The organism is Marinobacter sp., assembly GCF_034669625.1.
Lineage (GTDB): Bacteria > Pseudomonadota > Gammaproteobacteria > Pseudomonadales > Oleiphilaceae > Marinobacter.
The window spans coordinates 1-17,999 of sequence record NZ_JAXMOY010000022.1 but is presented as its reverse complement, the minus strand read 5'-3'; the positions used below and the strand labels follow the sequence as shown (position 1 = coordinate 17,999).

Genomic DNA, 17,999 nt, shown 5'->3' with positions numbered 1-17,999 from the left:
ACGCACTATGTGGATAAGCTTCCTGATTGCCGTTGCCGTCCTCCTTGCGTTGTCCTTGGTGTTTGGCGGGCTGCTGGGCTTTGCCTCCGAGCGTTTCAAAGTAGAAGGCAACCCTCTGGTTGATCAAATCGACTCCCTGCTGCCACAAACTCAATGCGGGCAATGCGGCTATCCGGGCTGCCGCCCTTATGCCGATGCTATCGCCGAAGGCGATGCCATCAACAAATGTCCGCCGGGCGGCGAAGGCACAATCAAGGCTCTGGCTGACCTTCTCGATATCGAGCCTCAGCCTCTGGACGCCGAACACGGTGCCGAGCAGGCCAAGCGCGTTGCGGTCATCCGGGAAGACGAATGCATTGGCTGTACCAAGTGCATTCAGGCTTGTCCGGTCGACGCCATACTCGGCGCAGCCAAACACATGCATACGGTGATCGAAAGCGAATGCACCGGCTGCGACTTGTGCGTGGAGCCTTGCCCCGTCGATTGCATTGACATGATTACCATCGAGCCAGACATCCGAACCTGGACACCGCCCGCCCCCGAAATCATTGCCACTGACCGCCAGGGAGCCACCGTCTGATGAGCCAGTTGTGGGATTTTTCAGGCGGCATTCATCCGCCCGAAAACAAAATTCAATCCACCCGCCGCCCCATCAGGACAGCGAGTATTCCGGAACGCCTGATCTTGCCTTTGCAGCAGCATATTGGCGTGCAAGCTGAGGCGCTGGTCAACGTGGGTGATCGAGTTCTTAAGGGCCAGAAAGTTGCAGATGTCACCACCGGCATGGGCGTCCCGGTTCACGCACCGACTTCGGGTATTATCGAGGCCATTGAACTCCAGCAGGTCCCCCACCCTTCTGGCATGTCAGATCTGTGTGTCATCTTAAAGCCTGATGAAGAAGATCAATGGGTAGACCTGCAACCGGTCGAGAACTACCAGAAACTCGAGCGGGATGAGGTGTTACGGCATATCCGTGACGCGGGTATCGCTGGCATGGGCGGCGCGGGCTTCCCAACGACCATTAAGTTACGACCGCCCCGTGATCGCAAAGTTGAGACGTTGATTCTCAACGGTGCGGAATGCGAGCCTTACATCACGGCTGATGACATGACCATGCGTGAGCGCGCCTCCGAGGTTGTGACAGGCATGCAAGTCATGGCTTGGATTCTCAGGCCTTCCCGCTGTGTTATCGGCATCGAAGACAACAAACCCGAGGCCATTGCTGCTCTGCGCAAAGCGGTACAAGGCACTCAGATTGAAGTAACCGTCATCCCGACCAAATACCCATCGGGTGGCGAAAAACAGCTGGTCCAAATCCTTACCGGCCTGGAAGTACCCAGCGGAGGCATTCCAGCCGACATCGGCGTGATGTGCCAAAACGTGGGTACCGCCGTGGCCGTTTCGCGAGCCATATTTGAAGGCAAACCACTGATTTCTCGCACCGTGACAATCACCGGTGACGCAGTTCAGGAAGCCGGCAATTTCGACGCTCTGATTGGCACACCAGTTAGTGCGTTATTGGCCGAAGCGGGATTGCAATCAAATTTGCTAAATCGCCTGATACAAGGCGGCCCGATGATGGGCTACACGCTCACCACAGACGCCGTACCCGTGGTCAAAACATCCAACTGTGTGATTGCTGCCACCGCGCAGGAATTGCAGGCCCCAGCACCGGAACAACCCTGTATCCGCTGCGGCCAATGCGCTGAAGTGTGCCCGATGGAATTGTTGCCGCAGCAACTGTTCTGGTACTCCAAAGCGGAAGAGTTTGAGAAAGCAGAGCACCTTAACCTGTTCGATTGCATCGAGTGTGGCGCATGCTCCTACGTTTGCCCCAGTTCGATTCCATTGGTGCAGTACTACCGTTTTTCCAAAGGTGAAATCCGCAACCAGCGCGAAGAACAGCTCAAATCCGATCGGGCAAGAGAGCGGTTCGAAGCCCGTCAGGCACGTCTTGAGCGGGAGCAGCAAGAGAAAGAGCAGCGCCGCAAGGAACGAGCTAAGGCCGCCGCCGAAGCTCAGGCGAAGAAGCAGGCCGAAGCCGAACAAGCCGCAGCCCAAGGCGAGGCTGTTGATGACCGTGCAGCGAAAGCTGCCTTGGTTCAGCAGGCACTGGAACGCAAAAAAGCCAAGGCTTCAGAAACCAGCGCTGAGCCTTCGCCAACGGCACCCGCTGAAACCAAAGAGCAACCAGACTTCGACGCACTTGAGAAGCAGTTAATGCAGGCCAAAGCCAAGCTCAACACGATGCAAGGGATGCTGGACGAAGCGAAGGCCCAGCAAGCTGATAACGTGGACAAGCTGGAACGTGCAGTCGCGAAGAATCACGATCGCGTTAAACGAGCAGAAGAAGCACTTTCCGAGGCGAGGAAACAGGTCGCGGCTGAACCCGAAACTCCGTCGTCCGAGTAACTTATTACAGGCTGATAGTTCATGGCATTAATTCAACAGTCTTCCCCTCATGCTCACAACGCTCGCTCCACCTCGCGCGTGATGCTTTGGGTTATTCTGGCAGCTCTTCCGGGCTTACTCGCCCAAACGGCGTTCTTCGGCTGGGGCAACCTAATCAATGTGGTTTGGTGCGTTGCACTGGCTATGGCGACCGAAGCTGCGATCCTGAAACTCCGAAGCAAGCCCATTTCATTTTTCCTGCGTGACAACACCGCGGCTGTGACCGGCCTTTTGCTTGGCCTTTCCCTGCCCCAGCTCGCTCCTTGGTGGGTATCGGGCGTTGCTGTCATTACCGCCATTGTAGTAGCGAAACAGCTGTACGGCGGCCTGGGCTCTAACCCATTCAACCCCGCCATGGTGGGCTATGCTCTGGTACTTGTGTCATTTCCAGTGGCGATGACGACGAACTGGGCCCAGCCAGCCACCCTTTGGGCTGGTGCGCCCGGGTTTGGTGAGACCCTATCCACGATTTTCTCCGCCAGCCAAACCGCTGTCGACGGCTGGACCATGGCGACGCCATTGGATGAATACAAACATAAAATCGCCACTCATACTGCCGCCGAAGTGCTTCAGCATCCCACCTTTGGCGACCAGATCGCTCGTGGCTGGGAGTGGATTAATCTAGCGTTTCTGCTTGGCGGTCTGGTTCTGATTGCCCTGAAAATCATCACCTGGCACATTCCGGTAGCCTTCCTTGCCGCCATTGGCATTATGAGCCTGGCATTCGGTAGCAATGCTGACCAGTACGCTCCCCTGCAGCTTCACCTATTGGCCGGCGGCACCATGCTCGGTGCGTTTTTCATTGCCACCGATCCCGTATCCGCTGCAAGCAGTCATCAAGGCAAGGCGATCTACGGGGCAGGCATCGGCGTGCTGATTTACCTCATCCGCACCTGGGGCAACTATCCGGATGCGGTCGCCTTTAGCGTTTTGTTGATGAACTTTGCGGTGCCGTTTATTGACCATTACACGCCACCACGCACCTACGGACACCACAAGGCTCGCCGCGGCCTACCCAGTAAGAATGGAGCCAAATCATGAATGCAATGATGACCTCCATTCGCCGCAGCGCTATTGGCCTTGGTCTGTTTGCCGTCATTACCGGCGGCACCATCGCGCTGACCCAGGGCATCACCAAGGACCGGATAACCGAACAGGCCGAACGGGCAGAAGCGAAAGCGCTGTTTGAGATTATCCCGGAAAACCAGCACGACAATGACTTGCTGAAAGACGTTGTGGCGCTGCCGGCCTCATATCAAGAGCATCCGCAAGAACCGGTTCATGTGTGGGTTGCCCGGCGCAACGAGCAGCCCATTGGCATAATCATGCCCACCATAGCCCCTGACGGCTACTCCGGTGAAATTCGATTGCTCGTCGGCATCAACATGACCGGTGAAGTACTCGGCGTTCGCGTGACTAATCATCGGGAAACACCGGGTTTGGGCGACCGAATCGAAACACGAAAGTCGGATTGGATCTACAATTTCGAAGGACGTTCCCTTACCAACCCACGTACCAAGCTTTGGAACGTTAAAAAGAATGGCGGCGTATTCGACCAATTCACCGGCGCCACAATCACCCCCCGCGCCATCGTGAAAGCCGTCCAAAAATCGCTAATCTACTTCCAGCAACACCGGCAAGAAATTCGCGAACGCTTGAATGAAGCACCGCCAAGCAACCCCAAAACGCAGCGCCCCGAAGCCATTGCGGGTGAACTCAATCCTGCGGAGCATTCTTGATTATGGCCACCAAAACCTCCTCTGAAATCATAAAAGATGGCCTCTGGACCAACAACCCGGCATTGGTTCAGGTACTTGGGCTCTGCCCTCTTCTGGCGGTAACCAGCACCGTGGTCAACGCCATCGGCTTGGGCCTCGCGACCTTGCTGGTGCTGATCGGCTCTAATCTGTCCGTCTCGCTGATCCGCAATTTTGTCAGCGAATCCGTTCGTCTGCCGGCTTTCGTCATGATCATCGCCTCGTTCGTGACGTGCGCGGAATTACTGATGCAGGCGTTCACCTACGAGCTTTACCAGATTCTCGGGATTTTCATTCCGCTGATCGTGACCAACTGCGCCATTCTTGGACGTGCCGATGCTTTTGCCTCAAAAAACCCGCCTCTGCCCGCGCTACTGGATGGCGCCATGATGGGGTTAGGCTTCCTCTTAGTATTGATCGTACTCGGTGGTATGCGGGAAATACTCGGCCAAGGCACGCTGTTTGCTGACATGCACTTGCTGCTTGGCCCGGAGGCAGCAAACTGGACCATTCGTCCATTCGAACAATACCCCGACATGCTATTTATGGTGCTGCCACCAGGTGCATTCGTTGGGCTAGGTCTTCTGATCGCACTGAAGAATGGTATTGATCAACGTCTGAAAGAGAGACGGCTAGCGGCTGAGCCTGCGCAAGCAGAAGCGGGTAGCAAACGGGTTCGGGTAACCGGCAGCATTTCCTGACTCCCCCGTGCACGACTTTAATCCAGGAAGATCATGAACAAAGAAAAGCGCACTGAAATTTTCGCACGGCTCCGGAACGAAAACCCGAACCCGACAACCGAGCTGAACTACAGCTCGTCTTTCGAGCTGTTGATTGCTGTCATTCTGTCGGCACAAGCCACTGACGTGGGCGTAAATAAAGCCACTGACAAGCTATACCCGGTGGCTAATACACCAGAAGCCATCTATGCACTCGGCGTCGACGGACTGAAGGAATACATTAAAACCATCGGACTGTTTAACAGCAAAGCCGAAAACGTGATCAAGACCTGCAAGATCCTTATCGACCAACACAACAGTGTGGTGCCCGATAATCGTGAAGATCTTGAAGCTCTGCCCGGCGTTGGCCGTAAAACCGCGAACGTCGTGCTGAATACCGCTTTCCGCCAGCCCGCTATGGCGGTAGACACTCACATCTTCCGAGTCTCTAATCGCACGGGTATAGCGCCAGGGAAAACGGTACTCGAAGTCGAAAAAAGGTTGATGCGGCTAGTGCCGAAAGAGTTTTTGATGGATGCGCATCACTGGCTCATTCTCCACGGCCGATACACCTGTGTGGCCCGCAAACCCAAATGCGGTGCTTGCCTGATCGAAGATCTCTGTGAATTCAAACAGAAACGAGATTACCAGTAGGCTTTTCCTGAGCTTATCTCACGCATAAAAAAACCGGCTGTCGCCGGTTTTTTTAATGTCATCCAAGCCGGAACCAGTACTTAGCTCTGACCAAGCATCTTGGCTTTCAGGTCTTCCTGAGCTGGATCGTCTGATAACCAAATGCCGAATAGCGCCTTCTTGAATTCCAGGTCGCCCACGGTGTCTTTCTGTTCACCGTTTTTCAACACCTGCACACCATTGCTGGGTACGTACACCAGCTCAAACACATCACCTTCTTTAATTTCGTCCTGGAACACAGCCAAGAACTGGTCAACATCGGACTGAATGGACGACAGATCGCCTTCTGTTGCTGCCTTGAAGCCATCCATTGTCGCTTCGGTCATACGATCGCTGGTGATCATACCTGAGGTTATGTGCAAGGCAATGGCTTGAGGCTCGTCGGCATTGATAACGGCATTGCCATCGCTGACTTTATCCTGAACGTAAAGGCCGCCGACATAAAGGTCCATAAACCATTTGGACCGGGTACCTGCACCATTCAACTGAAGCTCCTGACCCACTCCTGTGAAGGTATCCGGAACATCCACGCCAGCCACTTCAAGAGCGTGTACAGGCGTTACTAATGCTCCAGCGAGAAGCAGAGATGCAAATCCTGTTGTAAGAGTCTTCTTCATCGTCCTTTCCTTTCAGTCATTATTGTCGAACGTGTTTTTGGCTTCGAGGCCTGCTCCCGACCTCCAACCGAAACCACATTCTAGCAATGAAGCTGAAGCCGTCATCGGCACCTGGTTCTCATTTGATGGCGACCAAAAGTGAAAAACCGGCCATGTTTCCATGGCCGGTTTTTTACCGTCTTAGATCGACCGAAAGCTATTCGAACAATAGGTTACTAGAAAGGCCCTCTTTTTCAAGGATTTCCCTCAAACGGCGAAGAGCTTCGACTTGAATCTGACGAACACGCTCCCGTGTCAGACCGATCTCTTGCCCTACTTCTTCCAGAGTACTGATCGGATAGCCGCGTAAACCAAATCGACGTGACAAAACTTCCTGCTGTTTATCGCTCAGCTGATCTATCCAGTTTTCCAGACAAGAACTCATATTATTGTCTTGCAATACATCTGCTGGATCCGACGCGCCTTCATCCGCGACGGTGTCCAGAAGGGACTTATCACTCCCCGCGCCCAGTGGCGTATCCATGGAAGCGACCCGCTCGTTAAGCCCCAACAGGCGTTTAACGTCTTTTACGGGCTTATCAACCAACCGGGCAATGTCTTCTGAGGTCGGCTCGTGGTCAAGCTTTTGGGTCAGCTCTCGCGCCGCACGCAAGTACAGGTTCAACTCTTTGACCACATGTATGGGCAAACGAATCGTGCGGGTCTGGTTCATGATAGCCCGTTCGATCGTTTGGCGAATCCACCAGGTTGCATAAGTTGAAAACCGGAATCCGCGCTCAGGATCGAACTTTTCTACAGCCCGGATGAGCCCCAGATTCCCTTCCTCGATCAAATCGAGGAGGGTGAGCCCGCGATTGACATAGCGCCGGGCAATTTTAACCACCAGCCGCAAGTTACTTTCAATCATTCGCTTGCGACCCGACTCCTCACCCTTGCGGGCCAAGCGTGCAAAGTACACTTCTTCTTCTGGAGTCAGTAGGGGGGAAAAACCAATTTCGTTGAGGTACAGCTGCGTTGCGTCTAGCTGCTTCTGGGAGGAAAGAAACTTCCCGCGATATGTGAGGTCATCTGCTTTGCCGGCTGCCGGTTTGGTAGCTGGCGCTTTGCCTGGCTTACCTTCGGACAACACCGGCTCTTCCAATTCGTCTGCTTCTGCTACGCGATCAATGACGTCTTCTTGTTCAAGTGACATGATGCATCCCGCCTCTCAATAATCCTGTGATTGCCCAGCACTTCTTTTTTTTATCTCGGGCCCATCGGTTTTGCTTCTATTCAGGACATTAACGTTTTAATTGGCTATTTCCGTTGCCGTTTTTGTTGTTTTACTTCTTGGTACATCCCGGCTCCCTTCGGGAACCCTTTTTTAGCGCCTTGGCAGGTATCTGGAAGGATCGACCGGGTTACCATTTTTTCTGATCTCAAAATGCAATATCGGTTTTTCCGTTCCACTACTACCAAGTTCAGCAATTACCTGTCCGGCTTTTACCCCCTCTCCTTCTTGCACCAAAATCTTACGGTTATGTGCGTATGCGCTCAGATAGTGCTCATTATGATTCACGATGATCAGGTTACCGTAACCCAGTAAACCATCTCCTGCGTACACCACACTTCCATCTGCGGCTGCTCTTACAGCATCACCGGGTCGACCAACAATATCAATGCCTTTATTGACTTTCCCCGACGTAGAGAATGAAGCAATTACGGTGCCAGCATGAGGCCAACGCCATTTGACATTAGCGACGGTCTGACTTCCTTCCGACCGGGAACTTTGAACCGGGGGCACTTTTGATACCGACCTAACCGGCTCCGCTTTACTCGCTGAAGTTCGCGATGCCGGCGGTTTTGCCACCGCCTTTTGCCCAGTCTGGCTAGATGAGGTTGCGGTTTGCCTTACCCGTCCCTTTCGATCCAACCGTAATACCTGACCGGCCCTTATATTCCAGGGCGGCTTCAAGCCATTGGCATCACCAAGTTCCCGGTAATCCCGACCATAACGCCAAGCAATGCCATAAAGGGTTTCGCCACTTTTAACCACGTGGCTCCCCCAGTAGACCGGTGGGTTATAACGATCGTCGTTGTAGATTGCAGAGGTATTACACCCGGAAAGAAAAATCACAGAAAAGAAAAAGCTAAGAGCGGTCAGCAGACGAGTCACATGCGAACGACAAAAACTTAAACCGCCGCTTGGAGGCCGGTTCCTGTCTGGTGCCGCTGAATGATTGTGCCTGCTAAAAAAAATCACAAATAAGTCATCGCCTGATTATAATAAATCCATCTAAGAAACTGGGCGTGCTGCACGCACATTCTTATGTTTCAGGACTAACCTTTTAATATATTGCACGTTTCAGCAGTGATTCCAAGTTACTGCTGGCTCAGGTTTGTTACCTTCCGGAACACGTTTTTTGTGCGCCAAGTAACACATTTCACCCAACAGACCACTTATTCCTGAAAATCAGAACGTTTCCTACCGATCATTTCCAACCCCACGACGATCAACAATCCGAAGCACGCCATTAACGCAGCGAGGCCCACCATTGGCTCTTGCCCGTATAGTGTAGCCCAGGTCTCCGGGCCTACTGGCAACTGACTCAAAGGCACCTGTTCCCCGGAGCTGCTAGTGCGCCAGCTTAACGTTTCCTGCCATGGCCACACTTTCACTAGAGCACCAATCATAAATCCGGTTAACAAGGCCAGCACGGCATCGTGAAAATACTTAAATGCCAGAGTGATGAGGCGGGCCACAGACAACAGACCAATCAGACAGCCTGCCATGAACATGCCCAGATCCCCAATAGCAGCGCTTTTAATCGCAGACAAGACAGGAGCGTACATGCCAATGATCAGTAGCAGAAAACTGCCCGAGATGCCCGGTAGAATCATGGCACAGATGGCCAACGCCCCTGCGCCTAAAAACGCCACGGCCGAGGGTTCAACTTCACTGGCTGGCAATGTGGTTACCCACCACGCGAAAATCGCACCGACAAACAAAGGCACTAACAGTCCAAACGCATAGTCTCTGATCTGTTGCCCCACATGCCATACAGACGCAACGATCAAACCGAAGAAAAAGCTCCAGATAAGAATGGGATGCTGAGCCAACAGCCAGGTAATAAGTGAGGCAAGGCTGGCAATACTGGTCAGAATACCCGCCAACAACGCGACCAGGAAAAAGCCATCGATAGATCGCCAGAAACCCACGAAATCGCCACGGATAAATTGCCGAAAAAATGCCACCGGCGCGGCGCTGATGGCCTCCAGCAGCCGGAAGTAGATACCGGTAATAAAGGCGATAGTGCCGCCAGATACGCCGGGGACGATATCTGCCGCCCCCATAGCCATGCCTCTGAAAAAAATACCGACCGGATGGTGCTTTCGGCTTTCCCCATTCACACTCGAATCGGACATCAACGAACAACCCCACCCAACAAGGGAACAAATTTCACCTGTTCCAGTTCACGACGTTCAAAGCTATCGCCCTGGCGAACAATTTCCACCAATACCTGCTTATCCTCGCCCACTGGCGCAATCAACACGCCGCCATCCGCCAGCTGGTCCAGCAATTCTTTAGGGACATCTGCCGGCGCCGCCGTGACGATGATGCCATCAAAGGGTCCACGGTCCGGCCAGCCCATACCTCCATCCGCGTGCTTGAGCACGACATTGCGGATGTTCAACTGGCGAAGTCGATCCCGTGCCCGCTCTTGCAGAGGCCGGATTCGCTCAACACTGTAGACCTCTTTGAATAGCTGCGAGAGAACGGAGGTCTGATAGCCCGATCCGGTTCCAAGCTCCAGCACTCTGGACGGTTCATGGGCGAGGAGCAGCTCTGTCATACGCGCAACAATGTAGGGCTGGGAAAGGGTTTGGCTGTAGCCGATGGGTAGCGCCGTATCTTCATAGGCTCGGTGAGACAGAGCCTCATCCAAGAAAATGTGTCGTGGGATCTGGCCGATCACGTCCAATACCCGCTCGGACTCGATGCCCGATTCACGCAAACGCTGTACAAGGCGCATCCGGGTGCGCCGGGAGGTCATTCCAATACCTTCAATCTGGGCATTCATTGATCTACGACCTCTACTCCATCTATGCCATCCAGCCAGTTTTTGAGTTCAGGAAGTGCTGCGTGACGCGTCATATCGGTATGCACCGGAGTAATCGACACACACTTTTGACTGATTGCGTAGAAGTCAGTTCCCGGCCCTGCATCACCGCCACGACCAGCTGCCCCGATCCAGTATCGCTGCTTACCTCTCGGGCATGTCACAGGAACAACCCCTTCAGCGCGTTCACGATGCCCCAAACGAGTGATACAAAATCCTGTCAGCTCATCCCACGGTACATCGGGAACATTAACATTGAGGATCGACCTTGGTCCGAGAGCCAAGGTACGAGGATTTTCAAGCAGACGACGCACAACCTGTGCGGCTGTGTCGTAATGGAAGCGCCCTTCATTCACCAACGAAACGGCGATTGCGGGCAACCCAAGATGCCGGCCTTCGGTGGCTGCCGCCACGGTACCGGAATAAATAATGTCGTCACCGAGATTGGCGTGCGTATTGATTCCCGAAACCACACGATCGAAAGGCTTGTTGAACAAGCCGTTGACTGCAAGATGGACACAATCCGTAGGTGTGCCATCAACAGATTGAAAACCGTTAGGATGTTTTTCAACCGTCAACGGTCGACTCAATGTGAGGGAGTTACTAGCGCCACTGTGATCGCGATCCGGCGCAACCACCTCCAGTTCACCCAATCCCTGCAGCCCCTCATACAGAGCCACTAGGCCAGGCGAATGAACGCCATCATCATTAGACAGTAGAATTCGCAAAGTGATCTCCAGCTAGCTCGCTTATTACTTATTATCACGGCTGAGGCTCATGTCCTGCAGCTCATACACGTCACCCAACACTGTGGTTGCATACTGCCCCGGTGGCAGCAAAAAGTGCAGCCTCAGGGTCTTTTCATCCACCCACTCCCAACGTAACTGTTCGGGCCGAGTGACCAACGTGCGACGTTCCGGCTTCATGCGAGTACTCAGAAACAACTGTTCAAATTCCGGGCTCCTCGCTATGACCGACCGCTCCAGCAATTCCTGCTCTTCAGTGGCGTGAGTACCACCATCACCCCAAAGCGGCCCGGTTGGATAGCCGTCTTCAGCGGGCTCTCCGGGCAATAGCGTAAACCAGTTACCGGCACTGACACGCTCCGCCAGCACCTCATTGAACAGCCACGAACGTGCCGCCGAAAAGTACAATACGTTTTTCGAGGCACTTCCGCCACTGCCACGGCGGCCGCCGCGCTTTCGATTCAAGCGAGTAGGGTCGAGGTTGACCGCCTTCTCCAGATTCCCACCACCCAGTCCAAACCGCTGAGGGCCAAAATAATTGGGCGCACCACGTTCCGCTAACAACGCGAGCGCAGCGTCAATCTGAACGCGCTCGCCGGCAACGTCTCGCAGCACTAGCTCAAAACCATTATGTTCATGTTCTCCGCGGCGAAGCTTTCGGGCATGACGCCGGTGAGCCAACACGGGCCAACGTTGAGCAATGGCTGCCAGTAACTGGACATCGTCCGCCTCCATCCCGGGGCGGTACAAACTGAACCATTGCACCGTTACCGCATGACGATCTTTCAGACCACAAAAGCCCACTTCGAACGCTTTCGTACCTGCCAAGAGCGACAGCTCACGAGCAACGTACTCGGTGTTATCACCTTTTTTCTCCAGCCGAACACACAAATGCTCACCAGCGCCCGAGTCACCTGCCTGCGGCTCCTCAAAATCTGGCCACAGATACTCAGTCACCCGAAAATCTTCAGGGCAAACCTTGAGTGCAGCAAATGCGGGTCGCGTGCCCGAAGAGGTGGGCCAATCAAGACGCCAGCGTGCAGTTACTACCTCTGACTGACTCACAGTGTCACCGGCTCAAGCAAGCACACCGCCTGACAGGCAATGCCCTCACCTCGACCGGTGAATCCGAGTTTCTCACTGGTTGTAGCCTTTACACTCACCCGATTAACCGGCACGCCCAGATCAGCAGCGATGTTCAACCGCATGGCTTCAACATGAGGCGCCATCTTAGGCGCTTGCGCAATGATCGTGGCATCCACATTGACCACCGAAAAGCCCTCATCCTGAACCCTCTGCATCACCGTTCGCAGCAAATCCCGACTATCTGCCCCGGCCCACTCATCACTGGTATCCGGAAACAAATGACCGATATCGCCCAACGCGACCGCACCTAACAGGGCGTCCGCCAGCGCATGCAAAAGAACGTCACCATCCGAGTGCGCCTTCAGCCCCTGACTGAAGGGAATCTTAATCCCACCCAAAATGACAAAATCGCCCTCACAAAAGGCGTGGACATCAAAGCCCTGGCCAATACGCATGGTCATCTCCGAATCAAAACAAGAATGTACGAGGAGGCGAAAACCTTACTGCCGGCTCAGAATGAACTCGGCCAAGGCAAGATCCGACGGCACCGTAATCTTCAGATTATCCGCCCGGCCTTCCACCAAAAGAGGCATATTACCGGAAAACTCCATGGCAGAGGACTCATCCGTCACGCCATGGCCACTTTCGAGGCACAATTCCAGCGCCGCCTTCAAAGCACCGAAGCGAAACATTTGAGGCGTCAACGCTCGCCATAGTTGGCTACGATCTACCGTTTCCTGCACCTCAGGCTCTGCGCCCTTACAGGCCAACTTCAACGTATCCGCCACTGGCGCCGACAGCAGTCCGCCTACCGGATGCTCAAAAAGAGTATCAATCAGATTGGATAGATCATGAGGATGTAAACATGGCCGCGCGGCATCGTGCACTAATACCCAGTCGTTATCATCCGCCTGCTCATCCAGAGCATGTAGCGCGGAAAGCACAGAGTCTGCCCGTTCCTTTCCGCCGGTGCAGGTCTGGATACGATTATCCTTAGAGGATTCACTGTCGGGCCACCATTGATCCTGCGGATTCAGCGGCACCATACAGCCTTTAAACGGTGCGTTATCCAGCAAACGGGACAGGGTTATATCGAGGATAAAACGATTAGAGATTTTCAGGTACTGCTTGGGACATTCGGCTTTCATACGCTGGCCGATACCAGCTGCAGGAACCACAAGCCAAAGATCAGAATATTTCATGGGAAAACCCGCACAATGTTAGAAGAGCGTCGGGGAGTGTCTCTCCGGGAATGTCGCAGGCCATGGATGGCCAGAGAGAAGCGCACATGGAAGTGCTCGTAGCGGTTCCCGGAGAGACACTCTCCGGCGCTCGAAACACCCAAACTACAACCTACTTTTCGACAACGAGGAAAAAGGTCTCATCATCACGAATAAGCCCCAAGTTCATACGGGCTCGTTCTTCCACAGCCCCCTGCTGATTCCGCAGGTTACGAACCTCTGCATAAAGCCGATCATTCCGAGCCGCTAACCCGGCATTCTCAGCCTGCTGCTTGCCAATCGCTTCCTCCAGCGCCCAAACTTGCGCAAAGCTACCCTCCCCGACCCACAGGCGAACCTGTAGCAGGAGAATCAGCACAGCAAGAATAGCCCAAAGCGTTTTCATGCAAATCAGCTCAGAAAATAACCAGTTTAAAATTAACGTCAGGGATTAAGTATAGACGCTCAGGTAGATTAACAAGAAAATGTCCCAACTAGTTGGAAAAAAAGGCCATCGTGTCTGAATTTTCATCCAGAACGCGATAGCCTTAACATTTTGTTACCTGATGGATAAACGTATCAGGTATACCTCAGGCTAGTGTTTAGCCTTGCCCTTTGATTTCGCTCAGGCCGAGGTAAGGCGCTTTGCCGTCAAGATCATCTTCAATGCGCAGCAGCTGGTTGTACTTAGCTACACGGTCAGAACGGCACAAAGAACCGGTCTTGATCTGACCAGCACAGGTCGCTACCGCCAAATCGGCAATGGTGGTGTCTTCTGTCTCACCGGAACGATGCGAAATAACCGCAGTGTAACCAGCATCCTGGGCCATTTTGATAGCATCCAGAGTTTCAGACAGGCTACCAATCTGGTTGAACTTGATCAGAATGGAGTTACCAACACCCATTTCAATACCCTGCTTGAGGATCTTGGTGTTAGTGACGAAAAGATCATCACCTACCAACTGAACTTTGCTGCCCAACTTGTCGGTCAGAACCTTCCAGCCGTCCCAGTCGCTTTCGTCCATACCATCTTCGATGGACACGATCGGGTAACGCTCGCACAAACCGGCCAGATAATCCGCGAAGCCTTCGGAATCGAAGCTCTTGCCTTCACCTGTCAGCTGGTATTGACCGTCTTTGTAGAATTCAGAAGATGCACAGTCCAAAGCCAAGGTAACGTCTTTACCCAGCTCATAACCGGCTTGCTCAACCGCTTCCTGAATAGCAGCCAGTGCGGCTTCGTTGGACGGTAGGTTCGGCGCAAAACCACCTTCGTCACCGACGGCAGTGTTCAGGCCCTTAGCCTTCAGAACCTTCTTGAGGCTATGGAAGATTTCAGCACCCACACGCAGAGCTTCGGCAAAACTGGTTACAGAAACCGGCTGCACCATGAATTCCTGAATGTCGACGTTGTTGTCGGCGTGCTCACCACCGTTCAGGATATTCATCATCGGGACCGGCATAGAGAACTTGCCAGACGTGCCGTTTACATCCGCGATGTGCTCGTACAGAGGCTTGCCCAGAGATGTTGCAGCCGCTTTAGCCGCAGCCAAAGACACCGCCAGAATGGCGTTTGCGCCCAGGTTGGCTTTGTTTTCAGTACCATCCAGATCAAGCATGATCTGGTCCAGAGCACGCTGCTCAGCTGCAACTGTTCCTACCAGAGCGTCACGAATCTGGCCGTTGATAGCTGCAACCGCTTTGCGAACACCTTTACCAAGGTAGCGGGAGCTGTCTCCATCACGAAGCTCCAGCGCTTCGCGGGAACCGGTAGAAGCACCGGATGGCGCGCAGGCACGGCCCAGCGTTCCATTTTCCAGAATCACGTCGGCTTCAACGGTAGGGTTACCGCGTGAATCCAGAACCTCACGAGCTTTGATGTTGGCAATCTTGGTCATTCGAAAATTTCTCCAGATTTTATCTTCTAAATACTGTACCGGTTATCAATTTTGGTGCTGAAGCGATCAACTGGAAGGGCCTGGCGAAAACCGCTACGAGCACATCTATGTGCGCAGCTCTCCGGCCAGCCATGGCCTACGACATTTTCGCCAGGCCCTTCCAATCGTTCGCTCTTCAAGTCCGCAGTCTGCCTTCGTGGTAATAACGCCAGGAATATGCGGGCTTTCAAATTGCGGACACCGCCAATCAGGCGGTGTCTATAGGTTTAAAACTTTTAACCAGATCGTCTACGGCTTTCAGCCGCTGAAGGAACGGCTCCAGCTGGCTCAGACGCAGAGCGCATGGGCCGTCGCATTTGGCTTGATCAGGGTCAGGGTGCGCTTCGAGGAACAAGCCCGCCAGCCCTTGAGACATACCGGCCAGAGCCAAGTCGGTCACTTGAGCACGACGGCCACCTGCCGAATCGGCTCGACCACCGGGCATCTGTAGCGAATGAGTCACGTCGAACATCACCGGGACATTCATCGACTTCATAATGCCAAAGCCCAACATATCGACAACCAAGTTGTTGTAACCGAAGCTACTGCCCCGCTCACACAGAATAATGTTGTCGTTACCCGCCTCTTCGCACTTGGTGATGATGTGCTTCATCTCCTGAGGGGCGAGGAACTGGGCTTTTTTGATGTTAATCACCGCGCCGGTTTTTGCCATGGCAACCACCAGGTCGGTTTGACGGCTCAAGAAAGCTGGCAGTTGGATAATGTCACACACTTCTGCCGCACGTACAGCCTGCGCCGGCTCGTGGACATCAGAGATAATAGGAACACCAAATTTGCTTTTGATGTCCGCCAGTATCTGCAGGCCTTTATCCAAGCCGGGGCCGCGGAACGAATTCACGGATGAGCGGTTAGCCTTGTCGAAAGAGGCCTTGAATACGTAGGGAATGCCCAGTTTGCTGGTAACGTCTACGTAGGCTTCAGCAACCTCCATAGCCAACTCAGGGGATTCCAGTACGTTCATGCCACCAAAAAGCACAAACGGCTTTTCGTTAGCGACTTCAATGCCAGCGACATTAACCACGCTCTTGGCCATGCTTACGATCCTTTTTTGTTCGCCAAAGCTGCCTCAACAAAGCCTTTGAACAGCGGATGGCCATCGCGAGGCGTTGAGGTGAATTCCGGGTGGAACTGACACGCCACAAACCACGGATGTTCAGGAGCCTCCACAACTTCTACCAAACGACCGTCGGTTGAACGACCAGAGATTCTCAAACCGGCTTCTTCCAGTTTCGGCAGATAGTGGTTGTTAACCTCATAACGGTGACGATGACGTTCACGGATGGTTTTCTTGCCGTAGCAGGCTGCAATAGTAGAGCCGTCGGTCAACACGCAATCCTGAGCGCCCAAGCGCATGGTGCCGCCCAAGTCTGAAGCTTCAGTACGCTCTTCTGTGTTGCCGCTGGCGTCCAGCCACTCGGTGATCAGACCAACAACCGGGGCCGGAGAGTGCTCACGGAACTCGGTGCTGTGCGCATCTTTCAAACCAGCCACGTTACGGGCGTATTCGATAACGGCGACCTGCATACCCAGACAGATGCCCAGATACGGAACCTTGTTTTCACGGGCATACTGGACTGTACGAATCTTGCCTTCTACGCCACGCTCACCAAAACCACCGGGGACCAGAATCGCGTCAGCGGATTCCAGTACCTGAGTACCGTCACGCTCGATGTCTTCGGAATCGATGTAATTGATGTTGACCTTGGTGCGGGTCTTGATGCCGGCGTGCAACAAGGACTCAATCAGAGACTTGTAGGCCTCCAGAAGCTCCATGTACTTACCAACCATCGCAATGGTGACTTCTTGCTGCGGATTCATCAAAGATTCCACAACTTCGTCCCACTCACCCAAATCTGCTTCGCGAGCATCGAGATTGAAACGATCAATAACCAGCTGATCCAAACCGTATTCATGCAGCATACGCGGGATGGCGTAGATGGATTTGGCATCCTGCATCGGGATAACCGCGCGCTCTTCTACGTTAGTGAAGAGAGCAATCTTGCGGCGAGAGCTGGCATCGACTTCGTGCTCGGAACGGCACAACAGAATATCGGGCTGTAGTCCGATAGAACGCATTTCTTTCACGGAATGCTGAGTCGGCTTGGTTTTGATCTCACCGGCAGTCGCAATGTACGGCACCAATGTCAGGTGCATGAACAAAGCACGCTGAGCACCCACTTCAACTTTCAGCTGACGGCACGCTTCCAGGAATGGCAGGGATTCGATATCACCCACGGTTCCACCGACTTCGATCATCGCCACGTCGGAACCAGCAGCACCTTCGATAACACGACGCTTAATTTCATCGGTGATGTGCGGAATCACCTGAACCGTACCGCCTAAATAATCGCCTCGGCGCTCTTTGCGAATCACTTCTTCATACACCCGACCGGTGGTGAAGTTGTTCCGCTTGCTCATCGGCGTACGAATAAAACGCTCATAGTGGCCAAGGTCAAGGTCGGTTTCAGCGCCGTCTTCGGTGACAAACACCTCTCCGTGCTGGAACGGACTCATGGTGCCGGGATCCACATTGATGTAAGGGTCCAGCTTGAGAATAGTGACCTTCAGGCCGCGTGCCTCCAGGATGGCTGCCAATGAGGCAGACGCAATACCTTTGCCCAAAGAGGACACAACACCGCCGGTGACGAAAAT

Annotated in this window: 19 protein-coding genes; 6 read left to right on the top strand and 13 right to left on the bottom strand. The window is 53.6% G+C overall.

Annotated elements, in window-relative coordinates:
- Positions 1-7 precede the first annotated feature (7 nt).
- The 6 genes from rsxB to nth are packed head-to-tail and all read left to right on the top strand — an operon-like array spanning position 8 to position 5,581.
- A complete protein-coding gene (rsxB, locus tag VOI14_RS14475) occupies positions 8-580 on the top strand; it encodes an electron transport complex subunit RsxB (RefSeq protein ID WP_323752754.1) in 573 nt (190 codons plus the stop codon).
- Entirely contained in the window at positions 580-2,412 is a 1,833-nt protein-coding gene (gene rsxC, locus VOI14_RS14470; RefSeq protein ID WP_323752753.1) for an electron transport complex subunit RsxC, read from the top strand. Before rsxB ends, rsxC begins: the two co-directional genes overlap by 1 nt.
- 21 nt (positions 2,413-2,433) lie before the next feature.
- The gene (gene rsxD / locus VOI14_RS14465) at positions 2,434-3,492 is read left to right on the top strand and encodes an electron transport complex subunit RsxD (RefSeq protein ID WP_323752752.1); all 1,059 of its coding nucleotides are present in this window, start codon (positions 2,434-2,436) and stop codon (positions 3,490-3,492) included.
- Complete coding sequence (gene rsxG / locus VOI14_RS14460) at positions 3,489-4,190, top strand: electron transport complex subunit RsxG (RefSeq protein WP_323752751.1); 702 nt, start codon at positions 3,489-3,491, stop codon at positions 4,188-4,190. Before rsxD ends, rsxG begins: the two co-directional genes overlap by 4 nt.
- 2 nt (positions 4,191-4,192) lie before the next feature.
- Positions 4,193-4,909, top strand: a complete 717-nt coding sequence (locus VOI14_RS14455; protein ID WP_323752750.1) for an electron transport complex subunit E — start codon at positions 4,193-4,195, stop codon at positions 4,907-4,909.
- A 33-nt stretch (positions 4,910-4,942) separates the two neighbouring features.
- The gene (gene nth / locus VOI14_RS14450) at positions 4,943-5,581 is read left to right on the top strand and encodes an endonuclease III (RefSeq protein WP_323752749.1); all 639 of its coding nucleotides are present in this window, start codon (positions 4,943-4,945) and stop codon (positions 5,579-5,581) included.
- Between the two features lie 80 nt (positions 5,582-5,661).
- On the opposite strand, the gene VOI14_RS14445 is transcribed toward nth, so the two are convergent.
- The 13 genes from VOI14_RS14445 to VOI14_RS14385 form a co-directional block, all read right to left on the bottom strand.
- Entirely contained in the window at positions 5,662-6,237 is a 576-nt protein-coding gene (locus VOI14_RS14445; protein ID WP_323752748.1) for a chalcone isomerase family protein, read from the bottom strand.
- 196 nt (positions 6,238-6,433) lie between these two features.
- Positions 6,434-7,429 carry an RNA polymerase sigma factor RpoS gene (gene rpoS, locus VOI14_RS14440; RefSeq protein ID WP_323752747.1) on the bottom strand — a complete coding sequence of 332 codons (996 nt, stop codon included), beginning with the start codon at positions 7,427-7,429 and terminating at the stop codon, positions 6,434-6,436.
- Between the two features lie 171 nt (positions 7,430-7,600).
- A complete protein-coding gene (locus VOI14_RS14435) occupies positions 7,601-8,392 on the bottom strand; it encodes a peptidoglycan DD-metalloendopeptidase family protein (RefSeq protein WP_323752746.1) in 792 nt (263 codons plus the stop codon).
- Between the two features lie 284 nt (positions 8,393-8,676).
- Positions 8,677-9,642 carry a DUF368 domain-containing protein gene (locus VOI14_RS14430; protein ID WP_323752745.1) on the bottom strand — a complete coding sequence of 322 codons (966 nt, stop codon included), beginning with the start codon at positions 9,640-9,642 and terminating at the stop codon, positions 8,677-8,679.
- Positions 9,642-10,298 (bottom strand): protein-L-isoaspartate(D-aspartate) O-methyltransferase, encoded by a 657-nt coding sequence (locus VOI14_RS14425; RefSeq protein ID WP_323752744.1) that lies wholly within the window; start codon positions 10,296-10,298, stop codon positions 9,642-9,644. Before VOI14_RS14425 ends, VOI14_RS14430 begins: the two co-directional genes overlap by 1 nt.
- On the bottom strand, positions 10,295-11,065 hold the full coding sequence (surE, locus tag VOI14_RS14420) for a 5'/3'-nucleotidase SurE (RefSeq protein ID WP_323752743.1): 771 nt from the start codon (positions 11,063-11,065) through the stop codon (positions 10,295-10,297). Before surE ends, VOI14_RS14425 begins: the two co-directional genes overlap by 4 nt.
- Positions 11,066-11,089: 24 nt before the next feature.
- Positions 11,090-12,148 (bottom strand): tRNA pseudouridine(13) synthase TruD, encoded by a 1,059-nt coding sequence (gene truD / locus VOI14_RS14415; RefSeq protein ID WP_323752742.1) that lies wholly within the window; start codon positions 12,146-12,148, stop codon positions 11,090-11,092.
- Positions 12,145-12,624 carry a 2-C-methyl-D-erythritol 2,4-cyclodiphosphate synthase gene (gene ispF, locus VOI14_RS14410; RefSeq protein ID WP_323752741.1) on the bottom strand — a complete coding sequence of 160 codons (480 nt, stop codon included), beginning with the start codon at positions 12,622-12,624 and terminating at the stop codon, positions 12,145-12,147. Before ispF ends, truD begins: the two co-directional genes overlap by 4 nt.
- Positions 12,625-12,669: 45 nt before the next feature.
- Positions 12,670-13,371 carry a 2-C-methyl-D-erythritol 4-phosphate cytidylyltransferase gene (gene ispD / locus VOI14_RS14405; protein ID WP_323752740.1) on the bottom strand — a complete coding sequence of 234 codons (702 nt, stop codon included), beginning with the start codon at positions 13,369-13,371 and terminating at the stop codon, positions 12,670-12,672.
- Between the two features lie 151 nt (positions 13,372-13,522).
- Positions 13,523-13,795, bottom strand: a complete 273-nt coding sequence (locus VOI14_RS14400) for a septum formation initiator family protein (RefSeq protein ID WP_323752739.1) — start codon at positions 13,793-13,795, stop codon at positions 13,523-13,525.
- Between the two features lie 196 nt (positions 13,796-13,991).
- Positions 13,992-15,287 carry a phosphopyruvate hydratase gene (gene eno, locus VOI14_RS14395; RefSeq protein WP_323752738.1) on the bottom strand — a complete coding sequence of 432 codons (1,296 nt, stop codon included), beginning with the start codon at positions 15,285-15,287 and terminating at the stop codon, positions 13,992-13,994.
- 247 nt (positions 15,288-15,534) lie between these two features.
- Positions 15,535-16,380: a 3-deoxy-8-phosphooctulonate synthase gene (gene kdsA / locus VOI14_RS14390; protein ID WP_323752737.1), complete on the bottom strand. Its 846-nt coding sequence runs from the start codon at positions 16,378-16,380 to the stop codon at positions 15,535-15,537.
- 2 nt (positions 16,381-16,382) lie between these two features.
- The coding region (locus VOI14_RS14385; protein WP_323752736.1) for a CTP synthase at positions 16,383-17,999 on the bottom strand (1,617 nt) is incomplete at its 5' end.